The following is a 24,683-nucleotide window of genomic DNA, read 5'->3' on the forward strand; positions in this document are numbered from 1 at the left end:
GGAAACGCGGGAAAACACAGGCACAACACAGGCAACAACACGGGGAAACAGGGGCACGGACCGGTGGGGACCGGTCCGGGTCCGGACGGACATCGCTCCACGAACGTGGGGTTTTCAAGGGGGATTTGAGTAGGCATGGCCATTTTCTCGAAGTCGAACGTGCCGCAGTTCTCGGTGGACGTCTATCAGAACGAGTACCTGCCGGAGGGCGGGCGCGAGGTCAGCGCGATCGTCACGGTGAGCGCCACCGGCGGCGGCACGGTGGGCAGCGCGGTCGCCGCGCCGCACCTGTACTCGACGAGCCAGGGCCCGTCCGCCGCCGTGGCGATCATGGTGGACTGCTCCGGCTCGATGGACTACCCGCCGACCAAGATGCGCAACGCCCGCGACGCCACCGCCGCCGCCATCGACACCCTGCGCGACGGCGTGCACTTCGCGGTGATCGGCGGCACGCACGTCGCCAAGGAGGTCTATCCGTGCGGGGGCCGGCTGGCGGTCGCCGACGCGACCACCCGTGAGCAGGCCAAACAGGCGCTGCGCCGGCTGAGCGCGGGCGGCGGCACGGCGATCGGCACCTGGCTGCGGCTGGCCGACCGGCTGCTGTCCACCGCCGACGTCGCCATCCGGCACGGCATCCTGCTCACCGACGGCCGCAACGAGCACGAGGCGCCGCAGGATCTCAAGGCCGCCCTCGACGACTGCGCCGGACGTTTCACCTGTGACGCCCGTGGCGTGGGCACCGACTGGGAAGTGAAAGACGTCACAGGGATCGCCTCCGCCCTGCTCGGCACCGCCGACATCGTCGCCGACCCGGCCGGCCTCGCCGCCGACTTCACGCAGATGATGGAGACGGCGATGGGCAAGGAGGTCGCCGACGTCGCCCTGCGGCTGTGGACCCCGGTCGGCACCGCCATCAAGTTCGTCAAGCAGGTCGCGCCGACGGTCGAGGAGCTGACCGGGCGCCGTACGGAGGCGGGCCCGCGCGCGGGCGACTACCCCACCGGTTCCTGGGGCGACGAGTCCCGCGACTACCACGTGTGCGTCGAGGTCCCGATCGCGAACGTCGGCCAGGAGATGCTGGCCGCGCGGGTGTCCCTGGTCATCCCGCAGCCCGACGGCACCGTCCAGAACCTGGGCGCGCAGGGTCTCGTACGGGCCGTGTGGACCGACGACATGGCCGCCTCCACGTCGATCAACCCTCAGGTCGCGCACTACACCGGCCAGGCAGAACTGGCGCAAGTCATCCAACAAGGTCTGGATCTTCGCAAAGCGGGCGATATGGATGGAGCAACGGCCAAACTGGGCCGGGCCGTTCAGCTCGCGAGCGTCTCGGGGAACGGAGATACTGCGAAACTGCTTGCGAAGGTGGTGGACGTCGTCGATGCGACGACAGGTACTGTGCGACTGAAGGCGAAGGTCACGGACGCCGACGAGATGACGCTCGAGACCCGGTCCACAAAGACTGTTCGTGTAAAGAAGTGACCTGAACCAGCCGTGAACTGAACAAGTTGTACGACGTTTTGGGACACCGAAGGAGAGAGGGGGACGCGCCGACATGCCGACCTGCCCGAACGGACACCAGTCGGGTTCCGACGACTGGTGCGAGGTCTGCGGTCACCGCATGGCCGGTTCCGTACCTCCGCTCCCTCCCCCACCGCCCCCGACCGCCGGCTACGGCTTCCCGCCGCCCCCGCCCGGTCAGGGCGGCCAGCCCGGTGGACAGCACCTGTCCTCCGTACCGGATCACGAGCCCGAGCTCTGCCCGCAGTGCCGTACGCCCCGTGAGGGCGGTGCGCCGTTCTGCGAGGAGTGCCGGTGGAACTTCCTGACCAACACGGCGACCTCGTACACCCCGGCCGCCCCGCGCCCGCCGGCGCCCGGCCAAGGCCCCGGCCAGGGTCCCGGCGGCCCCGACGCCCGCTTCCAGCCGCCGCCCCCGTCCTACGGCGGCGGTGACTCCTTCGAGTACCAGGGTTCCCGTCCGTCGCAGGTGAACCGCCCCGCAGAACCGATCCCGCCGTTCGGCGGCGACCCGTCGGGACGGCCGGGCGGCCCGGGTGGTCCCGGTGGTCCTGGTGCGCCGGGCAGGCCCAGTGGGCCCCCGCCCGGTCCCTACGGGCGTGACCCCTCCCGTCCTGCCGGTCCGGGCGGCGACCCCTTCGGGCAGCCTCCCGGTCCTCCCGTGGACCCCTACCGGCGTGAGCAGAGCGGGCAGTCCTCCGATCCCTTCGGACGCGAGCCTTCCGGTCCGGGTCCGGGTGGTTTTGGTGGTCCGGGTGGTTTTGGTGGTCCCGGCGGTCCTGGTGGCCAAGGTGGCCAGGGTGGTCCGTCCGGCTACGGCGGCGACCCGTCGCGGCAGGCTCCGCCGCCGCCCGGGCCCACGCCCACGGCCGGACCCGGCTTCCCGGGTCAGGGCGGCTACGGCGGTCCTGGGGGGCAGGGCGGTCCCGGCGGTCAGGGTCATCTCGGAGGCCAAGGTGGTCCCGGCGGTCAGGGTGGTCCCGGGGTTCCGCAGGCGTTTCAGCCGTCCGGGCCGTCCGGTCAGTCGGCCCCGCCCGGCTATCCGCAGGAGACGGGCCGTCCGCAGCCGGGCGGTCAGCCCTTCGGCGGCGGTGACGACGACTGGGTCATCTCCCCGCCGTCCAACACCGACCCCCGCCAGGGCGGCCCCGGCGGTCCCGGTAACACCCAGGGTCGGGGCCAGGGCGGCGGCTACGGCTACCCCCAGCCCGGCGTCACGCAGGCACCGCCCCCACCCGGCCCGGCGTTCCCGCAGCAGCCGGCGACCTGGACGGCGACCATCGGCCCGGACCGCGGCTACTTCATGGCGATGATGCACCGCTCGGGCCCCGAGGCCGCCGGCCTGAACCTGCCCGCGTACTCGCCCGAGCAGCAGCGCACCCTCACCGGCAACCAGATCACCATCGGCCGCCGCCGCCACTCCACCGGCGAGACCCCCGACATAGACCTGTCGGTGCCGCCGGAGGACCCGGGCGTCTCGCACCAGCACGCGGTGCTGGTCCAGCAGCCGGACGGCAACTGGGCCGTCGTCGACCAGAATTCGACGAACGGCACGACGGTCAACGGTTCCGAGGAGCCGATCCAGCCGTTCGTCCCGGTGCCGCTACAGGACGGCGACCAGGTGCACGTGGGCGCCTGGACGACGATCACGGTCCGACGCGGCTGAACAGCGGGGCAGCCGCTCAGCCGGGCAGCCGGGTAATCGGGTAATCGGGTAATCGGGTAATCGGATGCCGGTCGGCCAACCCCCGGCTAACCCGGCAGGGGCCACGCGTACGGCCCCTCCGGTTCGTCCAGCCACGCCCACGCGTGTTCGGCGCCGACCGTGATGCCGTAACGCTCCCGTCCCGGCATGCCCTGGCGCTCCCACAGGGCGCACGCCTCCTGGGGGTCGAGGGTGCCGCGGGTCAGGGCCAGCAGAAAGCGGAACCGTTCGCTCTCCCTGGCCCGGCGTGGCACCCCGGCCAGCGCCACCGGCTCCGGCTCGGCCCGGTCCGACCCGCGCAGCGGCACGAAGTAGGCCGCGGTGTGCAGGAAGTGGCCCTCCGCGTGTCCGGCGTCCCGGACGGTCAGCGCGATCAGTCCGGTGGCCAGCGGCGCCAGGATCAGCGCACCGGGGACGCACTGGGCGAGCCAGGCGCGCGGGACCGCCGTCACCGTGCAGGTGGCGATGATCCGGTCGAAGGGGGCGCGTTCGGGAACCCCGCGCGCCCCGTCCCCGGTGACGACGGTCGGCCGGTACCCGGCGGCGGCGAGGTGCCGGCGGGCGGACTCGGTGATCTCGGGGTCGAGATCGACGGTGGTGACGTTCTCCGCGCCGAGCCGGTACGACAGCAGCGCCGCGTTGTACCCCGTCCCCGCGCCGATCTCCAGGACCGTGTCGCCGTCCTCGACCCGCAGCTCGGCCAGCATCAGCGCCATCAGCGAGGGCTGGCTGCTGGAGGAGAGCAGCACGCCGTCGCGCAGCCGGGTGGCCAGCGGGACGTCCTCGTACGCGCCGCGCATCCACCGCTCCCGGGTGCGCGGGTCGGGACTCTCGCCCCAGCGCCGTTCGTATCCTCCGACGCCGCCCAGGCCGCCTGTGCCGTCGCCGCCGCCGGCGCTGGCGTAGTAATACGGCACGAAGAGGTGGCGCGGGACCGTTGCGAAGGCCTCCCGCCACCCCGGGTCGGCCGCGAAGGCCCCGCTCGCCTCGATCTCGCGGACCAGCTCGGCCCGCGCGACCCGCGCCGAAACGGCGAGGCCTTCCGGATCCCTGTCGGCGGCGTGGGTGCCCATGACTCAACTGTGCGGCGGAACGCGCCCCGAGGCGAACGTGGGTGGTCCTAAGCCTCAGGTCCTCCGTCTCCCCGTCTGAGACCATGGGAGACGTGAAAGAGATTCGGCGCGGCACGCTTCAGGAGCAGACCTTCTACGAGCAGGTCGGCGGGGAGGAGACCTTCCGCCGACTGGTCCACCGTTTCTACGAGGGAGTCGCCGGGGACCCGATCCTGCGGCCCATGTATCCCGAGGAGGACCTGGGCCCGGCCGAGGAGCGTTTCGCGCTGTTCCTCATGCAGTACTGGGGCGGTCCGACGACTTACAGCGACAACCGCGGCCACCCGCGCCTGCGTATGCGGCACGCCCCGTTCGCGGTGGACCGGGCCGCGCACGACGCCTGGCTGAAGCACATGCGGGACGCGGTCGACGAGCTCGGCCTGTCCGAGGAGCACGAGCAGACGCTGTGGAACTACCTGACGTACGCGGCGGCGTCCATGGTGAACACCCCGGACTGACTGCCGCAGGCTAACCACCGCGGGTCAGGGTGTTGACGCACCCCAAAACCCGCTGCCATGGTACGAGACATCAGACGTCTGACGTCAGATGCCCAGCCCCCATGCTTCCTGCTCCCGCCCGCCCCCGGAGGATCGATGTCGCTCTCCGAAGACCTCGCCGAGCGTCTGCTCAGCGAGATCATCGACGGCACCCACCAGCCGGACGCCGCGCTCCCCCCGGAGGCCGAGCTCGCCGAGCAGGCGGCCGTGAGCCGGCTCACGGTGCGCGAGGCCGTGAAGCAGTTGCGCGCGAAGAACGTCGTCCGGGTGGTCCGCGGCCGCGGGACCTACGTGAACCCGCCGGACCGCTGGACGGCCCTCGAGGCGGTGGTACGCGCCGCGTCCCACTCCTCGCACACCTCCCGCTCCTCCCTCTCCGAGCGGCTGATCGAGGCCCGGCGCCTCATCGAGAACGGCGCGACGGAACTGGCCGCCCTGCGCCGCGACGAGACCCACCTCGCGGAACTGCGCGAGCACCTCGCCACCATGCGGGACGCCGCCGGCGAGGCCGACACGGAGAAGTTCGTGCAGGCCGACATCGACTTCCACGCCACCGTGATGCGGGCGACGGGCAACCTCTTCGTCCCCCTCCTCTTCGAGCCCTTCGGCGCCCTCCTCGCCGAGGGCCGACGCGAGACCTGCGCCGTCCCGCAGATCCGCGTCAACGCGATCGCCCACCACGAGGAGGTCCTCGCGGCCCTGGAGTCCGGCGACCCGGACCGGGCCCGCGAGGCGATGAACGCCCACATGAACCAGACGGCGACGGACTACCGCACACACGTGGTCAAGTCCGCCGAGTGACTGAGTGACCGAGCAATCGAGTTACTGAGTAGCCGCGCAGCCGAGTAGCACTCCCCCCACCACACCCCACCCCAGGAACCCGCCATGCCCCTGCCTCGCCATGCCCTCCCCGAGTCCGAAGTGCTCGCCGGCCTGCCTCCCGTCAGGGAGATCGCACCGTCCTAGGTGGCGGCCCGCATGGAGTCGGCCCCCCGCCTCGCCGTCCTCGACGACGACCCCACCGGCACCCAGACCGTCAAGGACATACCCGTCCTCACCACCTGGACGGTGGACGACCTCCGCTGGGCCCTGCGCCAGGACAGCCCCGCTTTCTTCGTCCTCACCAACACCCGCAGCCTGGCCCCCCAGGACGCCGCGACCCGCAACCGCGAGATCGTCCGCGCCCTGCACGAGGCCTCCGAGGCCGAGCAGGTCCCGTACGTCGTCGCCTCCCGCGGCGACTCCACCCTCCGCGGTCACTTCCCGCTCGAAACGGACGTCCTGGCCGAGGAGTTGAGCTCTGGCCTTTGGTGTAACCCTGGACAGGCGACGGGGGGTGACGGGGATGGTCAGCGGACGCTGAGGAGCGGCATTCCCAGCCCCGCCCGCCGTACGGCGATCGACCCGTACGGCGTGCGCAGCCGCAGCCAGCCGCCGAGGGAGAGCAGCGCGAGATCTCCCGAACTCGCCGAAGGGCGAAGGAAACCGAGTGACTGGGCCGCGTGCACGGCCCGTACGGGAAGGCCGGTGTCCCCGACCGTCCGGGACCAGATCTCCCGCCCGATCCGGTCGAGTTCGGCGCGCGTGCGCAGCTCGTCCGCCAACTCCTCGCTGCGGGACCGGAATTCGGCGACGACCGCACCGACCATCGCCCGCAGCGCGTCCGGCGCGGGCAGCCCCGGCTCGGGCCGCCAGCCACCGCGCGGCGGCAGTACCCCGGCCCACGGCGGCCCGGTGACGGCCCCGGGAACGGCGGCCGTCGCGGCGCTCTCGTCGACGGCCTCCAGCAGCTCACCCGCCGACACCGTCACGTCCAGCGTGACGTCGAGGCCGTTCTCGTACGGCTTGGCCAGCCGGACCGCGCGGATCGCGAGCACCTCGAAGGACGGCGGGCGCCCGAAGACGGCGAGCGCGGTGCCGGCCGCCTGGAGACGCACCGCCGCTCCACGGTCGTAGTGGAGCAGCCGGGAGAGGAAGGCCGCGAGGTCCGCCGCCTCCCCCTCGTCGGCGAGGTGGAGCACCGTCATGCGGCGACGGCCTTCTCGGCGTCGTCCCGGTACTCCTGGAGGAACTCGCGCTCCTCGCCGGTGAGCCGGCGCGGTCGCTCGGTCTCGAAGTCGTACGGCACGACCACCGTCGACGCCCGTACGTAGACCAGGTCGTCGTCCTTCACCTCGTAGGCGATGGTGAAGGACGCCGCCCTTATCTCCGTGATCCACAGCTCGATGTCCACGGGCGTGTGGCGGTGGACGAGCTGCCGCTTGTAGTCGATCTCATGGCGCGCCACCACGGACCCCTGCTTGAAGTTCTTCTCCGGACGGAACAGGAAGTCGATACGGGCTTCCTCCAGGTAGCGGAGGAAGACCACGTTGTTGACGTGGCCGTACGCGTCCATGTCCGCCCAGCGCAGCGGGCAGCGGTAGATGTGCCGCAAGATCGATCAGCCCCGGGTCAGCTTCTTGTAGGTGGCACGGTGCGGACGAGCGGCGTCCGCACCGAGCCGCTCGATCTTGTTCTTCTCGTACGCCTCGAAGTTGCCCTCGAACCAGAACCACTTGGAGTCGCCCTCGTAGGCGAGGATGTGCGTCGCCACCCGGTCCAGGAACCACCGGTCGTGGGAGACGACCACGGCCGCACCCGGGAACTCCAGCAGCGCGTTCTCGAGGGAGGACAGCGTCTCGACGTCGAGGTCGTTGGTCGGTTCGTCGAGGAGCAGCAGGTTGCCGCCCTGCTTGAGGGTGAGCGCGAGGTTCAGCCGGTTGCGCTCACCACCGGAGAGGATGCCGGCGGCCTTCTGCTGGTCCGGCCCCTTGAACCCGAAGGCGGAGACATAGGCGCGGGAGGGCATTTCAACCTGCCCGACCTTGATGTAGTCCAGCTCGTCGGAGACGACGGCCCACAGCGACTTCTTGGGGTCGATGTTCTCGCGGCTCTGGTCGGCGTACGAGATCTTGACGGTCTCGCCGACCTTGATGGAGCCGGAGTCCGGAGTCTCCAGAGCCTGGATCATCTTGAAGAGGGTGGTCTTGCCGGCGCCGTTCGGACCGATGACCCCGACGATGCCGTTACGCGGCAGCGTGAAGCTGAGATCGTCGATGAGGACCTTGTCGCCGAAGGCCTTGGAGAGGTTGGTGACCTCGACGACGATGGAACCGAGCCGCGGACCCGGCGGGATCTGGATCTCCTCGAAGTCCAGCTTCCGCATCTTGTCGGCCTCGGCGGCCATCTCCTCGTAGCGAGCGAGACGCGCCTTGGACTTGGCCTGACGCCCCTTGGCGTTGGACCGCACCCACTCCAGCTCCTCCTTGAGCCGCTTCGCCCGCTTGGCGTCCTTCTGCCCCTCGACCTTGAGGCGGGACGCCTTGGTTTCGAGGTAGGTGGAGTAGTTGCCCTCGTAGGGGTGGGCGCGACCGCGGTCGAGCTCCAGGATCCACTCGGCGACGTTGTCCAGGAAGTACCGGTCGTGGGTGACGGCGACGACGGTGCCGGGGTACTTCGCGAGGTGCTGCTCCAGCCACTGCACGGACTCGGCGTCCAGGTGGTTGGTGGGCTCGTCGAGCAGCAGCAGGTCAGGGGCCTCGAGCAGCAGCTTGCACAGCGCGACGCGGCGGCGCTCACCACCGGAGAGGTTGGTGACCGGCCAGTCGCCGGGCGGGCAGCCCAGGGCGTCCATGGCCTGCTCGAGCTGGGTGTCCAGGTCCCACGCGTTCGCGTGGTCCAGGTCCTCCTGGAGCTTGCCCATCTCGTCGAGCAGCGCGTCCGAGTAGTCGGTCGCCATCAGCTCGGCGACCTCGTTGAACCGCCTCAGCTTGCCCATGATCTCGGCGGCGCCGTCCTGCACGTTCTCCAGCACGGTCTTGGCCTCGTCGAGCGGCGGCTCCTGCAGCAGCATGCCGACGCTGTACCCGGGCGACAGGAACGCGTCACCGTTGGAGGGGTGCTCGAGCCCCGCCATGATCTTCAGAACGGTGGACTTACCGGCACCGTTCGGCCCGACCACACCGATCTTCGCGCCGGGCAGGAAGCTCAGCGTCACATCGTCAAGGATGACCTTGTCGCCGTGCGCCTTGCGCGTCTTGCGCATGGTGTAGATGTACTCAGCCAAGAGAAACCGTCCGGCAGCTTGAAATCAGGCAGTGGGCAGATACACCCCATCTTGCCTGAGGTCCAGCCCTGGGTGGTAACCCGTTTGGTCGGGGGGCTGTGAGCTGGGGGTTCGGGGTGGACGGCTGGGGCTCGGAACGTTGGGGAACGTCGGCCGGGAGTCAGCCGAGGATTTCATGGTCAGCCGGGGCCTTGTGAGGACCGTATGGCAGGCCCCTTCGGGCTTCCCTCCTGGCGTGAGGTCACTGACGTGCGTCGCGGATGCTGTTTCTTGCTGTCGTCGTGAAACTTCGCAGCGAGTCCCAGAACGCGTGGTAGGCCGTGTCGAAGTCGGGGCTGTACACGGCGGAGGTTTCGGCCATGGCCTCGATGGCGACGTAGACGTCCTTGGAGGTTGCCTCCAGGCGGCCGGCCGCCTGCGAGACATCGTCCGGGCCCTCCAGGTTCGCCGTGTAGATCGCGAGGGTCATCTCCGCGTGCAGTCGGAGGTGCTGACGAAGGACTTCTCTCAGCGCTGATGTTCGCTCTTCCGGGTCGGTCAGTTGCACCGCCGGCAGGATGCCGAGGAACGAGTCGCCCACGACGTGTGACTTGTGGACGACCTGGGCGTATGCGGACCGTCGTGAGGCTCGTATGTTCTCCGCCTGTTGTGCGGCGCGGGCCGTCTCGGCCTGAATCCGTGCGGCCCGTGTGCTGCCCCGGTTGCCCACCCAGCTCGCGAGGATCGCTGTGGCGCCGGTGACTGCGGCGACGAGGAACCCTAAGTCCGGCATGGGGAGATGCTGCCAAGTGGCGAGTTGACACAAACGTCGGAATCTTGCGCTCCGGAACGGCGCGGGGTCGTCGTGCCATCGGCCATCCCGGCCTGCGCCCGACGTCCTACGCATCTCCCCTCTCCCCCTTCTCGTGGGCGCCGGTGAGGTGTCTTCGGGCGGGTGTAACGGTGGTGATCGCCGACGACGCGGGAGCCCTCCCGGGCGGACCAGCGGTACGACGACACGGTCCTCTGGCGATTGCACGGCACCGGAGAACCCTGACCCCGAGGCGCGCGGGGCGCGAGCCCGACAGGATCGACGCTTGGCGGATCCATGGGGGGGCAGGGTCACAGTTCCGCGAATGTGACACATCCCCGGCGATGTGTCACATTCGCGGCCGACTGCACCCCAGGGTCAGGCTACGAAGGCGTGCGACTCGCCGGCGCCGGTGACCGTGTCCCAGCAGCAGATCAGGTCGTGCAGACCGTCCGCGTTCACCATCTCGGTCGCCTCCAGCATCTGCAGGTCCTCAACCTTGTCCGTCATCGTGCTCACCTTTCTGTCGTGTTCCTGTCGTATTCCTGTCGGGTTTCTGTTGCGGACGGTCCTGCCCGCGGCCGGGTGCCGCCGGCGTGGAGTCGTCCGCCATCCACCAGCGGTCACCGCCGTGGCGGAAGCGGTGGAGGAATCCGATCGGTCCGGCCATGCCCAGGTTGTAGCTGTGGAGCAGGTCGGTGATCCCGGTGGCGGATTCCGCCACGACGACCCACCGGTCCTCGTGCAGCGCACAGAACCGGTGCAGCGCCGTGACGTGTTCTGCGGCCCAGTCCCGATAGCAGGACTCACCGGTGACGGCGGCCATGTCCAGCAGGAACTCCCCGTTTCCGGCGAGCCCGTGACAGTGCGAAGGGCCCAGCAGCCATTTCTGGCGGCGCGCGCTGACCGCGGCCCGGTGCGCGGCCTCCCGCAGCCGGTCGTCACCGGTGACCTGCCACAGCCGGATCAGGAAGGTGCCGATTCCCGGCGCCCCGTTGCACCACCCGCACCCGTAGGCCAGGCGCATCGCCATGTCGTCCGTGGGGCCGCCGCCCCGGGCCAGGTGACGCCGGCGCCGTCCTCGCGGGCCAGCGAGACCAGCAGCTCTCCGCTGCGCACCGCCGCGTCGAGGAGGTCCGTACGGTCCAGGTCCCGCGCCGCGGCCAGGACGAAGGTGGCGATTCCGGCGATCCCGTGAGCGAAACCGAGGTCACCGGGGTTGGGCGTGCCGCGTAACTCGTCCGGTTCCAGCCACCTCCTCCCCTGTGCCGTACGGGCGTCGAGCAGGGAGGTGACGCACCGCTCCACCCGGTCCCGGAACTCCTCGTCCCCGGTGCGGCGCCACAGGTGCGACTGCGCGAGCCCGTTCCCGGCGAGGCCGTGGGTGACGTCGGCCACGGGCCACACCGTGGGCAGCCGCTTGGCACGCCGCGCGCTGCGCTGCCGGATCTCCTCCTCACCGAGGGTGTCGGCGGCCTCGTACATGGCCCAGTAGGTGCCCGCGCGGCCGAAGTGGAGGCCGGGCAGTTGGCGCGGCTCCCGGTCGACGTGCCGGTCCAGCCAGGTCAGAGCGGTGCGCAGGGCGGAGAACAGTCTCTCTCCGCCGTGCCCGGTCAGGGCCCCGCGACGCAGTACCTCGAGCGTCCCCGCACCGCCCGCGTGCACGGCGAACGGGTCGAAGCGCTTTCCGCCGACCGCCGGAGCGGACCACGGGGCGAGCCCGGACCGCGGGGTCAGGGCGGCGGCGAGTTCGTCCCAGCCGTCGGCGAGCAGCCGTTCCGCGTCCACGGGTACGAGGGGCTGCCGCGGCTCGACGACCACCCGAGCCGCGGGCGGTGCGTGCAGGGCGTCCCTCGCCTCGGCCGGCGCGGGCCGCCGCGCCGGCCGCTCCCGCATGAGTGCGGTGACGAGCGGGGCGAGGGCGGCGAGCGCCGGGTTGTCGGCGGCGACGGCGCCCACCAGGTTCCGCACCCGCTCGTCGTGCGGGCGCGGCTGCGGGCGCGGCCGTGGCCGCGGGCCGTCGGCGGGGCCGGGCCGGTCGTCGGTGAGGTGGGGGACGCTGCCGGTGCACAGGTAGAAGAGCGTCGCGCCGAGGCTGTAGAGGTCGGCGGCCGTTGTCGCCACGAGCGTGCGATCCACTCCGGTGCGGGCCGCAGGGGGACGGACCGCAGGGGTACGGTCCTCGCCGGTACGGACCTCGGGCGCCATGAATCCGGGGGTGCCCACAGGGGTCACCTGCTCGCCGGCCACCGCCACGAACTCGGTGTCGATGAGGAGCAGCGCGCCCTCCGGAGTCACCATCACGTTGCCGGGGGTGAGGTCCCGCAGCACCAGCCCCTTGTCGTGCACGGCGGCGACGAGGTCCACCAGACGCCGGGCCACGGGGCGCACCTGCTCGGGGGTCAGGAACCGGCCGGGTTCCGCCTGGACCCGGTCCCGCGCCCAGGTCCGCAGACTCGCGCCGGGCACCTCCTCCTCGGCGAGAAAGACGTGGCCCTGATACTCGAACAGGCCCACGGGCCGCACCGCGATACCCAACGGCTCCAGCACGGTCAGGACCCGGTGCTCGTTCCAGAGCTGGTCACGGATGTCCGTACCGTCCGGCTTCGCCTCGATGTGGGGACGCGCCTCCTTCAGCACCACCGTGCGGTCGCCGTCGTGCCGGTCGAGCGCACGGTAGACGCCCCCCTTGTTGGAGTGCCGGATGGCCTCGCGCACCAGGAAGCGACCGCCGAGAAGAACGGGAGACGGGGTCGTGCCGCCCGAGGACGAAGCCGAGGGCGAGGCCGAGGCCGACGTCCCGGCCCGCGCGGGCGTCTCGACCTCAGCCTCGGTCTCGGCCTCGGTCTCGGTCTCGGCCTCGGTCTCGGCCTCGGCCTCGGCCTCGGTCTCGGCCTCGGCCTCGGTCTCGGCCTCGGTCTCGGCCTCGGTCTCGTCGCCGGGCAGCGGCGGCAGCACCGCCCAGGACGGGGGCGCGAACCAGGCGTTGCGCTCGTCGGGAGTCCAGCCGCCGTCGGGCGCGACGAGGACGGGCACGTAGAAGCCGTCGTCATCGAGCCTGGGCGGAATACCGCCGAAGCCTCCGTAGCGGTAGTGCACGACGCTGTCCGGCCGGTAGCGGCGGTCGGACAGGACGGCCGGCCCCTCCATGCCCTCCGTGGCCCGGTGCAGGGCATCGAGAAGCCGGACGAACTGCGTGTCGTCGCCCGGGCAGACGGTGACGAACTTGCCCGCCGAGCCCCGGTCCGTACTCCTGGACAGCAGACTCCGCAAGCGGCTCGGGTCCCGGGCGAACTTGAAGACGACCCGCTCCCGCAACAACACCCGGGCGGCAGCGCCCAGCACCTCCTCCGCGGAGCCCGGGGTCGCCGACAGATGGATCTTCCAGCCCTGCGTACGAAGCGCGGCGCCGGGCGGGCTCATGACGCACCAGATGTCGCGGACGTCGCTCCGCCAGTCCTCCCCCGCTGCCGCCGCCGCGCCGAGGCGGGTCACGATGTCCCGGTAGGTGCGGTCGTCGTCACCGGGCCCCCCTGGGCCGACCTGAACTCCGTGCGCTCAAGCCCGGGTTCGGGGCGACTCGTGTTCATTCCGCACCTCCGCGTTCGTCCCACCCCACGCTAGGACGCCCGCACGGCAGCCGGTGACGGCCGATCGACCCACCTGGCGTTGCCGTGAAAACGTGGCACCGCACGACCTTCGGCGTCTGCCGGGAGGCCGTGCGGGGCGGATGTGGCGGGGGTGGGGCGGGGGTGGGGCGGGGGTGGGGCGGGGGTTACGAGGAGGCGGTCCAGGAGTGGGCGACGTCCACGATCAGGTGGTCGCCCGACTGGGTCACCCGGAACGGCAGTCGTGCCCGCACGCCGACTCCCACCAGTACGTCGTCCTCCAGGGCATCCACGTAGCGGGTGTCCTGGAACGTCCTGTAGCCCGTGATGTCCACTCCGGGGAGCGGCTGCGCGTGCTGCGCCGGGTAGGACTCCGCGCCGGTGGCCGGGTCGTAGTTCGGACTCACGGAGATCTGCAGGATCGCCCCGCCGGAGACGGGGATCTCCCCCGTGCCGGGCGTGGTCAGTTTGTCGACGTACTTGACGCGGTAGCCGAGCGCGCCCGGTGTCGAACCGCCCTTGAAGTCGAGGACCATGCGGTCGAAGCACTCGTGCTGGCCGGTCCTGATGTTCGTCAGCGGGGGCTTGTGGTCGTCCGTCGGCGCGACGCGCTTCTCGAGGCTCCCCCACCCGGTCTCACACACTGCCGACGCGGCGGTGCGGGCCTGCGCCGTCCCCACCGCTCCCGCGATGCCGGTTCCCGCCAGCACGAGCACTGCCAGTGTGGTTCCAAGTCGTCGCATGCATGCTCCCCATGATCGAGTACGGGTGGACTTGGTGATCCAGACTGGGTTCACGATGTGACCGGACCTGGCCCGGACGATCACGAAACGGCAACGGACGGGCGGACTCCGCACCGGCCTCATCGACCGTCATCGGCCGTCAGGTTTTCGACGGCCCGTCGTCGGCGCAGGCAGCCGCGTGGGCGGCGACGTGTGCACCTCCGCCGCTGAAGCGGCTCTTGTTCTCAGCAGTCGTTCTAGACACCGCAGTTGATCCAGTTCACACCGCGGGGATAGATGAATGCGACCTGTCGGCAGTCGAGGCCCGTGTCCGTACGGTCCGAGTTGGCCGGAAGCCGGTAGGCGGCCGCGCCGGAGACCTCGGCACCGGAGCAGTCGGTGCTCCGGTAGGTCCTCAGCGTGTACACCAGGTCGGCGCGGATGGTGGCCCTGAAGTTGAAGTTGCTGATGACACCGTCGCGATTGATCGTGGAGCAGGCACTGCCCCCACCCTCGCTGATCCGGACGCTGTTGGTTCCGGACGGAAGTCCGCGGTTGGTGACCTGCCCGGTCCACACAGTCGCGGCCGACGCCGTGCCCGCGCCCACGGCGGTCGCACCGACAACTGTCGCGAGAACAAGACCGGCGCTGACGCCGGCACCGAGGGCCCGACTGCGGAGAAGACGACCGGATGAAAGCATGGTGGAACCTTTCGGATGGTGCGAGGGGGGTGGCCGCCAAAGGATTCGTCAGCAGAAGTCCCGCCGCTCTCCTTGGCTTTCCGATTGTCGAGGTCGAACGCCCGACCGGAATAGAGCAAAACGTCACCGACTCGGCGTCGAATCCCGTCAGCTACGGCAAGTTGCCGTCGACGCTCGTGTCCCCTCGTACCCTCCCCGCTCTCAGTCCTGGGCCCCGTTCTCCTTTCGGCCGACGAGGAGCAGGGCCGCGCCGCCGATGACCACCAGGCCGATGGCCGTGCCCGCGATCAGCGGGGTGGCGCTGCTGCCGCCCGTCGCCGCGAGGTTGGTGTCGTCCACCGTGGAGGTGCCGCCCACCGTGGCCGGGCTCGGCTCGCTGAGGGTCTGGGTGGTCAGGCCGGCGGTCTCGTCGGCCTGGGTCTTGCAGTCCAGGACGCCGGTGAAGCGGTACTCGGCGCCTTGCGGGCCGTTGATCGTGAAGTCGTAGGCCTGGTCTTCCTGGAGGGGGATCGTCACCGTCTGGGACGCGCCGGCCGGGATGGTGTGCCGGGTGCCCATCAGCCCGAAGTCGAAGGCCGCGTCGCCCTGGTTGGCGGCGGTGATGTCCACGCCGCTCTTGGCGCAGTTCTTCGCCGCGGACAGTGCCGGTATGGCACCCTGCTTCGCCCAGGTCGCGCTCGCCGTCGCCGACACCGTCGACTCGCTGGAGCCGGCCAGGATCTGGGTCTGGCTGCGGCTCTCGGAGGTGAAGGCGCGGCCGACGGGGACGGTGGTCGAGGCCTGGACGGTCAGCTCGGCCGAGCCGGCGACCGCGTCGGCGGGCACGTCGAAGAACAGCTGGCTGCCGTCCGTCACGGACGTGACCACCGTGCCGTCCTTGCCGACGATCCGTACCCCGCTGGTGGCGGCGTCCAGCGGCGGTGTCACCGTCACGCCGGTCGCGTCGGTGTGCACCGTCACCGGGCCGAGCAGCTCGCCGGGGTGGCCGGAGACGGCGGACGCGTCGAGGGTGAGCGACGCCTTGGGCTCCGCCACGGTGCGGGCGGCCTTCTGGAGGTAGTCCGCGAGCCGCTCGGCCTGCGGGTCGACGGCGTCGACGTCCGCGCCGTCCGAGTAGCGCCAGATGGCCACCTGGGTGCCGGCGGCCGCGTCCTGCTCGGTGAGACCGGCGTCGATACCGGCCTTGTCCGCGAGCGCGGCGAGGTCGTTGACCTGGGGGTAGGAGTTCTGCAGGATCCAACGGATGCGGCCCGCGTCCTGGTTGGCGCCCAGCGAGGTGCCGCTCCAGGGCGTCTCGTGGTACTTGGCGTCCTTCTGCGTGGGGTTGTAGAGGTCGACGCAGTAGGTCTGCAGGGTGCCGCCGCCCTCGACGGACATCTCGAACAGGCCGGCCGAGACCTCCTGGTCCCCGCCCTGGCCCTCACCCTCAACCCGGCCCTCGCCCTGCTCCCCGCTCCGGTCCCCGCCCTCGGCGTGGATCACCGCGGCGCCGTAGGTCTTGAGGCCGCCTATGGTCGCGGTCGCTCCGCCCTGACTCTGTGTCATCTCGGTGGCGGCAGCCGTGCCCGCACCGGCGATCACGCCGGCGGCGACGAGGCCGGACACCAATGTCGCCGCGGCGAGACGGACCACCCCTCGTCCGCGCGCGAACGGCGCGGAGAACGAAGAAATCACGCAAATCCCCTTCGAGCAGGACACGTTGACGTGGGGGGTACGGTCCCACCAGCAGAATCAGAAGCCCCGTGGGCCACGTCCGGCATCCTAGAGACGCCACGCACCACGCCTACCGGTCATCTCATCGGATCGCCGATCCGACTCGTAATCGTTATCCCCAAGATCGACTACGAGTCGCCCGCGAATTCGGCTTATCGACAAATCCACTCAGTCGTTCGGGGCGCATCCGCTGATAAGCCTCAGTTCGGTCAGCGGTTGAGCGGGGTGGGGCAGGAGTGGGGCGGAGTGACCGCTGACACTCCGTCACCACCCTCCTCCGTTCACGTCACCTCCATCGGCTCACGTCACCGCCACCGGCTCGCCTCGCTGCAACGTGTCTGGCTCCCGCTCCCGATCCCGATCTCGCCCCGGCTCCCGTGCCGGGGAAGTCGCGGCCGGTGTCTCCCAGTTGGGCTCGGGCTGCGCCGGTGCGCCGGCGGTCGTCGGCTCGGGGCGGCCCGAGCGCCGGAAGGCGGACGTGCCCCTCGCGATGTCATGGCCGATCGCCACGGCGTCGATGTCCGCCGACGTCCAGCCCTGCTGTCCCTCGCGCTGCTCCGTGCGCACCTTCAGCCTGCCCTGCACGATCACCGGGTCACCGACGCTCAGCGAGGCCATCGCGTTCGTGGCCAGGTGACGGTTGGCCCACACCGTGAAGAAGTTGGTGTGTCCGTCGGTCCAGGCGCTCTTCTCGCGGTCCCAGTAGCGCGAGGTGACCGCCAGCCGGAACCTCGCCGACGCGCCCGCCGCCAGGTCCCGGTAGACCGGCGTCGTCGCCACGTTGCCCACCGCGCAGATCGTCGTCTCGTTCACGCGAACCCCTCCCTCGCCGGACGGTCGCGCCGCCCGGATACGCGTACGGGCCCGTCCCGTACGGCTGCGTCCGTCGCGGCGGTCGCGGTCGTGATCGCCGCGATCGCCGTGAAGCCAGACTGCCTCCGCCGGGCCGGGCCCGCCGAGCGCTGTGGATCACCGTCCGCCTGTGGAAAACTCCACCACCCGGACGAGTGACCACCGTCCCCGCCACCTGTGGATCACCCCACCCGTGCCCGCCCGTACCCACCTGTGGATCACCCCCACCGGTGGATCACCCCTCGCCCAACAACCGCACCGCACCTCACCGCACGCTCCCCCAGCTCACCGCACCCCGGCCCCGGCCCCAGCGCCGGCCCCTGTCTCCACCCCCGCGCCCGTGACCCGCCCGTACTGCTCCCGGACCTCCCGGTACCGCAGCAGCTCCGCGGCCACGGGGTCCAGTACGCGTGCCCGGCCGCAGCCGGCCGCCGCCTCCCGCAGTCGGCGTTCCGCGTCCTGCCCGTACCGCCGGGCCGGTCCCCGGGCCGCCATCCGGCAGCTCCACTCGACGAGCGGGCCGCCGATGATGCCTGCCACCATCAGCAGCACCGGAACTCCGAGGTTCGGCGCCATGAACCCGACGATCTGGCCGATCAGCCACAGCCCGCCGACGACCTGGAGCAGGGTCATGCAGGCCTGCGCCAGGACGGCCACCGGCCACCAGCCCGGTCGGGGCGGCCGTCCAGGCGGCAGCCCGGCCCGCGCCGCCAGGTCGTCCAGCGCCTCGGGCAGCCCCTGCGCCCCGCGTACGGCCGCCTCCCGCACGGCCTGCGCCCACGGCGTGGGCAGCCCCGCCGAGGCCCGCTCGGACACCGTGCGCACCGCCTGCTCGACGCGCTGCCGTGCCGTGGCCTCCTCGTCGGCCTGGGCGCGGACCGAGAGCCGTCCGGTGGGCGGTTCGCACCGGTCCTGCTGCCAGCGCCACAGCCGCAGCCACGGCGTCCCGCACGCGCGTCCCGCGTGGCGCAGCCAGGCGCGTTCGGCGGCCTCGCCCGCCGCGGTGGCGCCGACGGCGTCCGCGAGCCGGCCTGCGAACTCGTCCCGCGCCTCCTCGCTGAGCCCGCTGCGCCGACCGGTGGCGTAGACGGGCCGCAGCCGCCACGCGGTGGCGTCGACATCGGCCGAAATCCGCCGTGCCGCGGCGCCGCGCTCCGCCACGAACTGGCCGAGCACTTCGCGCAGTTCCCCGACGCCGTCCCCGGTGAGCGCGGACAGGGCGAGCACGGTCGCGCCCGGTTCGCCGTACTCCCCGAGGGCTACGCCGTCCTCGTCCAGGAGGCGACGCAAGTCGTCGAGGACCAGCTCGGCGGCCTCTCCGGGCAGCCGGTCGACCTGGTTGAGGACGACGAACATGACCTCCGCGTGCCCTGCCATGGGCCGCAGATAACGCTCATGGAGGACGGCGTCCGCGTACTTCTCGGGGTCGACGACCCAGATGACCGCGTCGACGAGCCCCAGCACGCGGTCGACCTGCTCGCGGTGCTGCACGGCCGCCGAGTCGTGGTCGGGCAGGTCGATCAGCACGAGCCCGCGCAACTGCGCCTCCGCGTCCGGGCTCTGCACCGGCCGCTTGCGCAGCCGGCCCGGGATGCCGAGCCGGTCGACGAGGGTCGATGCGCCGTCGCTCCAACTGCACGCGATGGGCGCGGCGGTCGTCGGACGGCGTACGCCCGTCTCCGAGATGGTCACGCCGGCGAGGGCGTTGAACAACTGCGACTTGCCACTCCCGGTGGCGCCCGCGAGGGCGACGACGGTGTGCTGCCCGGAGAGCCTGCGCCGGGCCGCCGCCTCGTCGAGGACCCGGCCGGCCTCGGCGAGCGTCCTGCTGTCGAGCCGGGTCCGGGAGAGCCCCACGAGCTCGCGCAGCGCGTCCAGCCGGGACCGCAGGGAGCCGTCGTACGCGAGCGGGGTCGCGGGCAGAGCACTGCCGCCCGCACCCGTGCTACCAGCCCCCGCGCCACCACCGCCTGCGCCGCCGCCGCTCGCACCCCCGCCACGGATCCTGCTCGCCATGACGGCGGCCTGCCCGGCGGCGGAGTTCTCGCTCACCCGGCGGGCGATGAGCCCGTCGTCCCAGGCTCCGGCGGATTCCGTACGCGAGTCCGGAGGCGAGGAGGGCGGCGAGGAGGGCGAGGAGGCGTCCTTGCCCTCCTCGGGCAGCGCCTGCGCCCCCGCCTCCGGGTTCTCCTCCACCCCCGGGCTGCTGCTCTCCGCCTGTTTCTTCCGCTCCGCCTGTGCCTGCTGTGCCTGCTGTTGCGAGTGTCGCTGCTGTTCAGGCTGCTGCTGCTCTTGCTGTTGCTGTTGCTGTTGCTGTTGCTGTTGCTCTTGTTGCTGATCCCTGTTGCCCGTGTGGTCCTGGTCAGTGACGGCGGTCACCGGTCACCTCTCCTTCTGCAGTACGGACAGCGCGGCGATGAGTTCGGCCTGGGGTTCGGGGTGGACATCGAGTCCGTCGAGGGGGGCGAGGCGGCGCTCGCGTTCGGTGCGCATCACGCGGTCGAGGTGCTCGGTGAGCAGCCGTCCGGCCCGGTCGCGCAGGCGTAGCGCGCCGTGGGCGCCGATCCGCTCGGCGAGTCCCTCGCCCGCGGAACGCGCCCTGCGGCCGCCCAGCAGGGCCGTGGCGACGAGCGCGGCGACCGGCTCCGGATCGGGCGCGACGCCGCGTTCCAGGCCGCGTACCTCGTCCTCGGCGTACTCCTCCAGCTCGCGCCGCCACCGTCGTACGGCCAGGCCGATCCGGTGTTCGGCGTTCTCCGGGGAGGTGTCCGGGCCGGTCAGCTCGGGGGCGCTCGCCGCCGGTTCGCGCCGCCAGGCCTCGTCGACGCGCTCGTCGGCGGCGGTGACGGCGCACAGCAGGAGCGCGCCGAGGCTCTCCACCAGGGCGTCGAGGAGTTCGCCGGCGGTGCAGTCCAGCGGGAAGGCCCGCCAGCGCTTGAGCGCGTCGCCGGCGAGCACGGCGCCGCCCTGCAGACGGCCCCGCACGCGCGCGTGCTCGCTGTCGTACGCCCCGTCGACGGCCGAGGTGAGCCGGAGCGCGGCCGCGTACTGCGCGGCGGTGGCGCCGGCCAGTTCGGGCAGCCGGGCCTTGAGGGAGTCGAGGACGCCGTGCGCCGTGCGGGTCAGGGCGTAGCGGCGGGAGTTGGAATCCTGGACGTGGTGGACGAGCCAGGTCCGCAGCGGCGCCACGGCGGTGGCCGGAAGCAGCCCGCCGCCCCAGGCGGACTCGGGCAGCTCGGGCACCGTGAAGCGCGGTACGTCGCCCAGCCCGGCCTTGGTCAGCAGGGCACCGTACTGCCGGGACACCTCGCCGACGACCTGGTGGGGGACCCGGTCGAGGACGGTCACGAGCATGGCGTCGTACTCCTTGGCGGTGCGCAGCAGATGCCAGGGCACGGCGTCGGCGTAGCGGGCGGCCGTCGTGACCATCACCCAGATGTCGGCGGCGCAGATCAGTTCGGCGGCCAGGACGCGGTTGTCGGCCACCAGGGAGTCGATGTCGGGTGCGTCGAGGAGGGCGAGGCCCGGTGGAAGGGTGTCGGCGGTCTCGATGCGCAGCACGCGTCTGCCGTCCTCGCCGGGGAGCAACAGGTCGTCCGCCGACTCCTGATGGGGTGCCCACACGCGCGTGAGGCCGGGCAGCACCCGCATGCCGCTGAACCAGTGATGGTCCTCCGGGTGGCATACGAGCACCGGCGTTCGTGTCGTCGGCCGCAACACGCCCGCCTCGCTGACGCGCTGTCCCACCAGGGAGTTGACGAGCGTCGACTTGCCGGCGCCGGTGGAGCCGCCCACGACGGCCAGCAGCGGCGCTTCGGGCTGCCTGAGCCGGGGCACCAGATAGTCGTCGAGCTGGGCGAGCAGTTCGTCGCGGTTGGCACGCGCGCGTGGAGCACCCGCGAGGGGCAGCGGGAAGCGTGCGGCGGCGACACGGTCGCGAAGTGCGGAGAGTGCGTCGAGCAGCTGAGGCCGTACGTCCAAGGTCACCACATGCGAAGAATGCCCAATTTTAGGGGATTTATGAAGCATATAGGCATGCCTGCGCGCCGATAGGACACAAGGGATGGAAGGTGCGACTGGGACAGAGGCACAGCCCAGGCATAACGAGTGCACAACACCCGTGGCCGTGGACGCCAAAAGCGATGCACGATTCGCACCTGCCTGCGATTATCAGGACCGCTTCACCGAACCTCCACATTGAGCCACGGAGGTGAAGGAACCAGGACAAGGAACCGGGAGCCCTATCCTTGTCCCCGGCAACGTCACGGATCAGCCCACACCCGGGCAGCACGTACGAGGCCACCACACCCGGCCCCCGTAGCTCAGTGGATAGAGCAGGCGCCTTCTAAGCGCTTGGCCGCAGGTTCGAGTCCTGCCGGGGGCGCAAGTCTCCGCCCTCCCCCGGGAGGGCGTTTTTGCTGTTCAGGGCAGGTGCAGCCACACACAGAAGAGTGCCGGGCCGCCCCGGTGATCATGGGGAGAGTCCGACGCTGTCCGGCTGTCACCGGGTTTCTGCGGGTGGCTGCGGTGAATAGGCGGTGACGTCACAGCCCACCGAGCGAGGGAAACGCCGCAGGAACGGCACTGCGCGCTGGCAGGATGGGGCGATGGTTCGCAGGCCGTACCCGACATACCGTGACCAGTCCCATCCCCCGACGCCAGCAGTGTGGCGGGCCCTACGGGAGCTCCGCGCAGCCCCACCCGGCTACGCCGGCAGCGGCTCGCGCCAGAAGTTGTTCAGTGCGGCACTGGAGCAGTCTGAGCAGCTGTTCACCGCAGCAGCCTCGGTTGGGCCGGCTTCCCAGCCCCTCATGCTCTTCTACGGCCTGAGCCAGGCAGGCAGGGCCATCGCGGCGTGCGCCCCCGTCCCCTTGGACAAGTGCCGCTTGAACGGCCATGGCATATCTGCCACCCATATGGATCAGCCCGGCCTGGGCTCCGTGATCATCAAGGACAAGGGTAAGGCGGGCGCTGAGTCATTCACGCAGGTTGCGGCGATGCTCGGGTCGCGATCTCTACCTGAAGAAACCCGGCTCGCTGACGTGTGGGCCGCAATCTTGGAGGTCAGCCTCTGGCCCTTGCAGTCGCCATCCCGTCCGCAGCTTCCGATCAGCCGTGCGACTCGCCAGGTGACTCCCAACACCCTGGAGGCCATGGTCTCCGGCTTGCCCGGCGAGCTTCAGCGGCATAAGGACCCGAGTGACCGTGAACAGGCCGTGCGCACGTGGCTTGCTGACTATCCAGCGTTGAGGGGTTATCGCTTCTGGTCGAGAGGTGCCATTCCCGAGAGCGGGCCGGAGAGCCGGGATGAGAGGCAAGGCACCATCGGCTGTCGGCTCACATGGCAGATCGAAGACGCCGAGACATACGCGCACGGCCTCGAATGGGGTTACGAATGGGAGGATTACGGCGAGGGGGTCGCGAAGCGTCGATTTGAAGAAATAGCCCCCTGGAAGGGGCGTAGCTTGACCGATTCCGCGCGAGTGATCCACGCGCGGTTCGGCGGTGACGACCGTCAGCTTCACCCGTTGCTGGCCTGGTGGGCAGTACTGTTCGCACTTTCGATGCTCGCTCGCTATCAACCGGGACAGTGGACAGCGCAAATCGATGTCAACCGCAGCAAAGACGCTGTAGCGATCGAATATCTGCTGGACAGCGCTCTCGCGGCCGTGCCTGAGTTGATCCTCGCCGCCATCGCCGAGGTGACGGCCTGACCCCGTCCACCAGTTCCGCCGGCCCGCATTGAGGCCGGCGGAAATCCTCGCATGTCAAACTTCGGGTAGGTCTCCGCGCGCCAGGATCCGCTGTCCGAGGTCGCGCAGCTGCCCGGAGATGCACCCGGCGTAGATGGCCAGCAGCACGGCCGTCCTGTGCCTTGCGCCGTGCCGTACGTCGTGGACCGGGTCCGCGGACAGCGCCACAGTTCCTCGGCGTACGGCATGACGACCCCCGTCGCGACGACGCCGGCGATTCGACGCCCCACGGGAACGCGCCGGGTCAGAAGGCCGCGGTGTCCGGGCCCTGCCGCGTTCACACTCGTATCGTGGGACAGCACAGTGACGCTCGACCGAGGCAGACGGGCAGGACATGAGGAAACCGCAGATCGACTACACGGCGGTCTTCCGGGCCCTCCCCGGCATGGTGGCGCTGCTCACTCCCGATCTGGTGTACGCCGACGCCAACGACGACTTCCTGCGGCTGGCCGGGCGCACCCTCGAGCAGTTGCTGGGCCGCTACATCTTCGACGTCTTCCCCGAGAACCCGAACGACCCGGCCGCGGCCGGCATGCGGGAGACCCGGGCGTCGATGCTGCGGGTGGTGGCCACGGGCGAACGGGACACGATGGCGCTGCTCCGCTACGACATCGAGGATCCCCAGCGGCCCGGCGTATGGCGGGAGCACTACTGGAGCCCGGTGAACGCGCCCGTCCTCGGCTCCGACGGGCGGGTGGCGCTGGTCGTGCACCGGGTGGAGGAGGTCACCGAACTCTTCCACGCGCGCGGCGGCCCGAACGGCGACAGCCGGGCGCGCGTGCTGGAGGCAGAGCTGTACACGCGAGCCCGCGAGCTGCAGCAGGTCAACGAACGGCTGCGCCAGGCGCACGCCCGCGAACGCGAGGTCGCGCTGGCCCTGCAGGCGGCGATGCTGCCGGCGCCCGGCCCGACCGGACCGCACGAGGCAGCCGTGCGCTACCGGCCCGCCGTCGGCGCGCTGAACGTGTGCGGCGACTGGTACGACCTGGTCGACCTGCCCGGCGACAACCTCGCGGTCGCCGTCGGCGACGTGGTGGGGCACGGCCTCGCGGCCGCCGGTGTCATGGGGCAGTTGCGCAGTGCCCTGAGCGCGGCCTGCCGGGTCGCCGACGGCCCGGCCCAGGCTGTGGAGGCGCTCGGCCTGTACGCCCGCTTCGTCGACGGCGCCGAGGCGACGACCGTCGTGACGACCTTCATCGACTGGGACAGTCACACCATCACCTACAGCTGCGCCGGCCACCCGCCGCCTGCTCTCGTGCGCCTCGACGGCACCGTCGTCTTCCTCGACCAGGCCACCGATCCCCCTCTCGTCGCCCGCCCCGAACACCTCCCCCGCCCTCAGGCCCGCACTCCCTTCGCCGAAGGCGACACCCTCGTTCTGTACACCGACGGCTTGATCGAGCGCCGCGACGAGGACATCGACACCGGCCTGGGCCGCCTCGCCGACTCCCTCACCCACCATCGGCACGCCGCCCCCGAGACCCTCGCCGACGTCCTCCTGGCCGAACTCCTTCCCTCCACCGGCAACACCGACGACACCGCCCTGATCGTCCTGCGTCTCTGACCCGCGGCGCTCGACTTCCGGTTTGGCACGTTCGGGCAGG

The 24,683-nt window shown here is 71.1% G+C and carries 21 protein-coding genes, 1 tRNA gene and 1 pseudogene; 8 read left to right on the forward strand and 15 right to left on the reverse strand.

Features of this window, described 5'->3' with window-relative positions:
• The first annotated feature begins 135 nt into the window (after nt 1-135).
• Both OG352_RS15215 and OG352_RS15220 read left to right on the forward strand, forming a co-directional pair.
• The gene (locus OG352_RS15215) at nt 136-1,482 is read left to right on the forward strand and encodes a vWA domain-containing protein (protein ID WP_329217465.1); all 1,347 of its coding nucleotides are present in this window, start codon (nt 136-138) and stop codon (nt 1,480-1,482) included.
• Nucleotides 1,483-1,555: 73 nt separating this feature from the next.
• The gene (locus tag OG352_RS15220; protein ID WP_329217466.1) at nt 1,556-3,187 is read left to right on the forward strand and encodes an FHA domain-containing protein; all 1,632 of its coding nucleotides are present in this window, start codon (nt 1,556-1,558) and stop codon (nt 3,185-3,187) included.
• Between the two features lie 86 nt (nt 3,188-3,273).
• On the opposite strand, the gene OG352_RS15225 is transcribed toward OG352_RS15220, so the two are convergent.
• On the reverse strand, nt 3,274-4,299 hold the full coding sequence (locus OG352_RS15225; protein ID WP_329217468.1) for a methyltransferase domain-containing protein: 1,026 nt from the start codon (nt 4,297-4,299) through the stop codon (nt 3,274-3,276).
• Between the two features lie 83 nt (nt 4,300-4,382).
• Here OG352_RS15225 and OG352_RS15230 point away from each other — a divergent pair, with 83 nt between their 5' ends.
• The 3 genes and pseudogenes from OG352_RS15230 to OG352_RS15240 all read left to right on the forward strand — a co-directional run.
• Nucleotides 4,383-4,796 (forward strand): globin, encoded by a 414-nt coding sequence (locus OG352_RS15230; protein WP_329217470.1) that lies wholly within the window; start codon nt 4,383-4,385, stop codon nt 4,794-4,796.
• Between the two features lie 135 nt (nt 4,797-4,931).
• Nucleotides 4,932-5,636 carry a FadR/GntR family transcriptional regulator gene (locus OG352_RS15235; RefSeq protein ID WP_329217472.1) on the forward strand — a complete coding sequence of 235 codons (705 nt, stop codon included), beginning with the start codon at nt 4,932-4,934 and terminating at the stop codon, nt 5,634-5,636.
• Between the two features lie 177 nt (nt 5,637-5,813).
• A pseudogene (locus OG352_RS15240) lies at nt 5,814-6,131 on the forward strand (four-carbon acid sugar kinase family protein); the annotation flags it as partial.
• Nucleotides 6,132-6,184: 53 nt separating this feature from the next.
• Here the strand turns inward: OG352_RS15240 and OG352_RS15245 are convergent.
• From OG352_RS15245 to OG352_RS15305, 13 genes are all read right to left on the reverse strand, one after another.
• Nucleotides 6,185-6,862: a hypothetical protein gene (locus OG352_RS15245; protein ID WP_329217474.1), complete on the reverse strand. Its 678-nt coding sequence runs from the start codon at nt 6,860-6,862 to the stop codon at nt 6,185-6,187.
• Nucleotides 6,859-7,269: an acyl-CoA thioesterase gene (locus OG352_RS15250; RefSeq protein WP_329217476.1), complete on the reverse strand. Its 411-nt coding sequence runs from the start codon at nt 7,267-7,269 to the stop codon at nt 6,859-6,861. The genes OG352_RS15245 and OG352_RS15250 overlap by 4 nt, the downstream gene beginning before the upstream one ends.
• Before the next feature lie 6 nt (nt 7,270-7,275).
• On the reverse strand, nt 7,276-8,940 hold the full coding sequence (gene ettA, locus OG352_RS15255) for an energy-dependent translational throttle protein EttA (protein ID WP_329217478.1): 1,665 nt from the start codon (nt 8,938-8,940) through the stop codon (nt 7,276-7,278).
• 241 nt (nt 8,941-9,181) lie between these two features.
• A complete protein-coding gene (locus tag OG352_RS15260; protein ID WP_329217480.1) occupies nt 9,182-9,712 on the reverse strand; it encodes a hypothetical protein in 531 nt (176 codons plus the stop codon).
• 396 nt (nt 9,713-10,108) lie between these two features.
• Nucleotides 10,109-10,240 (reverse strand): hypothetical protein, encoded by a 132-nt coding sequence (locus OG352_RS15265; protein ID WP_329217482.1) that lies wholly within the window; start codon nt 10,238-10,240, stop codon nt 10,109-10,111.
• Complete coding sequence (locus tag OG352_RS15270; RefSeq protein WP_329217484.1) at nt 10,224-10,763, reverse strand: lanthionine synthetase LanC family protein; 540 nt, start codon at nt 10,761-10,763, stop codon at nt 10,224-10,226. Before OG352_RS15270 ends, OG352_RS15265 begins: the two co-directional genes overlap by 17 nt.
• A complete protein-coding gene (gene lanL / locus OG352_RS15275) occupies nt 10,697-13,225 on the reverse strand; it encodes a class IV lanthionine synthetase LanL (RefSeq protein WP_329217485.1) in 2,529 nt (842 codons plus the stop codon). Before lanL ends, OG352_RS15270 begins: the two co-directional genes overlap by 67 nt.
• A 280-nt stretch (nt 13,226-13,505) precedes the next feature.
• Complete coding sequence (locus OG352_RS15280; protein ID WP_329217487.1) at nt 13,506-14,081, reverse strand: AMIN-like domain-containing (lipo)protein; 576 nt, start codon at nt 14,079-14,081, stop codon at nt 13,506-13,508.
• Between the two features lie 236 nt (nt 14,082-14,317).
• A complete protein-coding gene (locus OG352_RS15285; RefSeq protein WP_329217488.1) occupies nt 14,318-14,761 on the reverse strand; it encodes a hypothetical protein in 444 nt (147 codons plus the stop codon).
• 201 nt (nt 14,762-14,962) lie between these two features.
• Complete coding sequence (locus OG352_RS15290; RefSeq protein ID WP_329217489.1) at nt 14,963-16,435, reverse strand: TQXA domain-containing protein; 1,473 nt, start codon at nt 16,433-16,435, stop codon at nt 14,963-14,965.
• A gap of 339 nt (nt 16,436-16,774) precedes the next feature.
• Complete coding sequence (locus OG352_RS15295) at nt 16,775-17,287, reverse strand: single-stranded DNA-binding protein (RefSeq protein ID WP_329217490.1); 513 nt, start codon at nt 17,285-17,287, stop codon at nt 16,775-16,777.
• A 324-nt stretch (nt 17,288-17,611) separates the two neighbouring features.
• The gene (locus OG352_RS15300) at nt 17,612-19,705 is read right to left on the reverse strand and encodes a YfjP family GTPase (protein WP_329217492.1); all 2,094 of its coding nucleotides are present in this window, start codon (nt 19,703-19,705) and stop codon (nt 17,612-17,614) included.
• Between the two features lie 3 nt (nt 19,706-19,708).
• Nucleotides 19,709-21,316: a dynamin family protein gene (locus OG352_RS15305; RefSeq protein ID WP_329217493.1), complete on the reverse strand. Its 1,608-nt coding sequence runs from the start codon at nt 21,314-21,316 to the stop codon at nt 19,709-19,711.
• Nucleotides 21,317-21,637: 321 nt separating this feature from the next.
• Here OG352_RS15305 and OG352_RS15310 point away from each other — a divergent pair.
• Nucleotides 21,638-21,710: transfer RNA gene (locus tag OG352_RS15310), tRNA-Arg, on the forward strand.
• A 223-nt stretch (nt 21,711-21,933) separates the two neighbouring features.
• On the forward strand, nt 21,934-23,040 hold the full coding sequence (locus tag OG352_RS15315) for a YaaC family protein (RefSeq protein ID WP_443072278.1): 1,107 nt from the start codon (nt 21,934-21,936) through the stop codon (nt 23,038-23,040).
• Between the two features lie 54 nt (nt 23,041-23,094).
• Here OG352_RS15315 and OG352_RS15320 read toward each other — a convergent pair whose 3' ends face one another.
• The gene (locus OG352_RS15320; protein WP_329217496.1) at nt 23,095-23,247 is read right to left on the reverse strand and encodes a hypothetical protein; all 153 of its coding nucleotides are present in this window, start codon (nt 23,245-23,247) and stop codon (nt 23,095-23,097) included.
• Between the two features lie 166 nt (nt 23,248-23,413).
• On the opposite strand from OG352_RS15320, the gene OG352_RS15325 reads away from it, so the two are divergent.
• Complete coding sequence (locus OG352_RS15325) at nt 23,414-24,643, forward strand: PP2C family protein-serine/threonine phosphatase (protein ID WP_329217497.1); 1,230 nt, start codon at nt 23,414-23,416, stop codon at nt 24,641-24,643.
• The last annotated feature ends 40 nt before the right edge of the window (nt 24,644-24,683 follow it).

Source organism: Streptomyces sp. NBC_01485 (assembly GCF_036227125.1).
GTDB lineage: Bacteria > Actinomycetota > Actinomycetes > Streptomycetales > Streptomycetaceae > Streptomyces.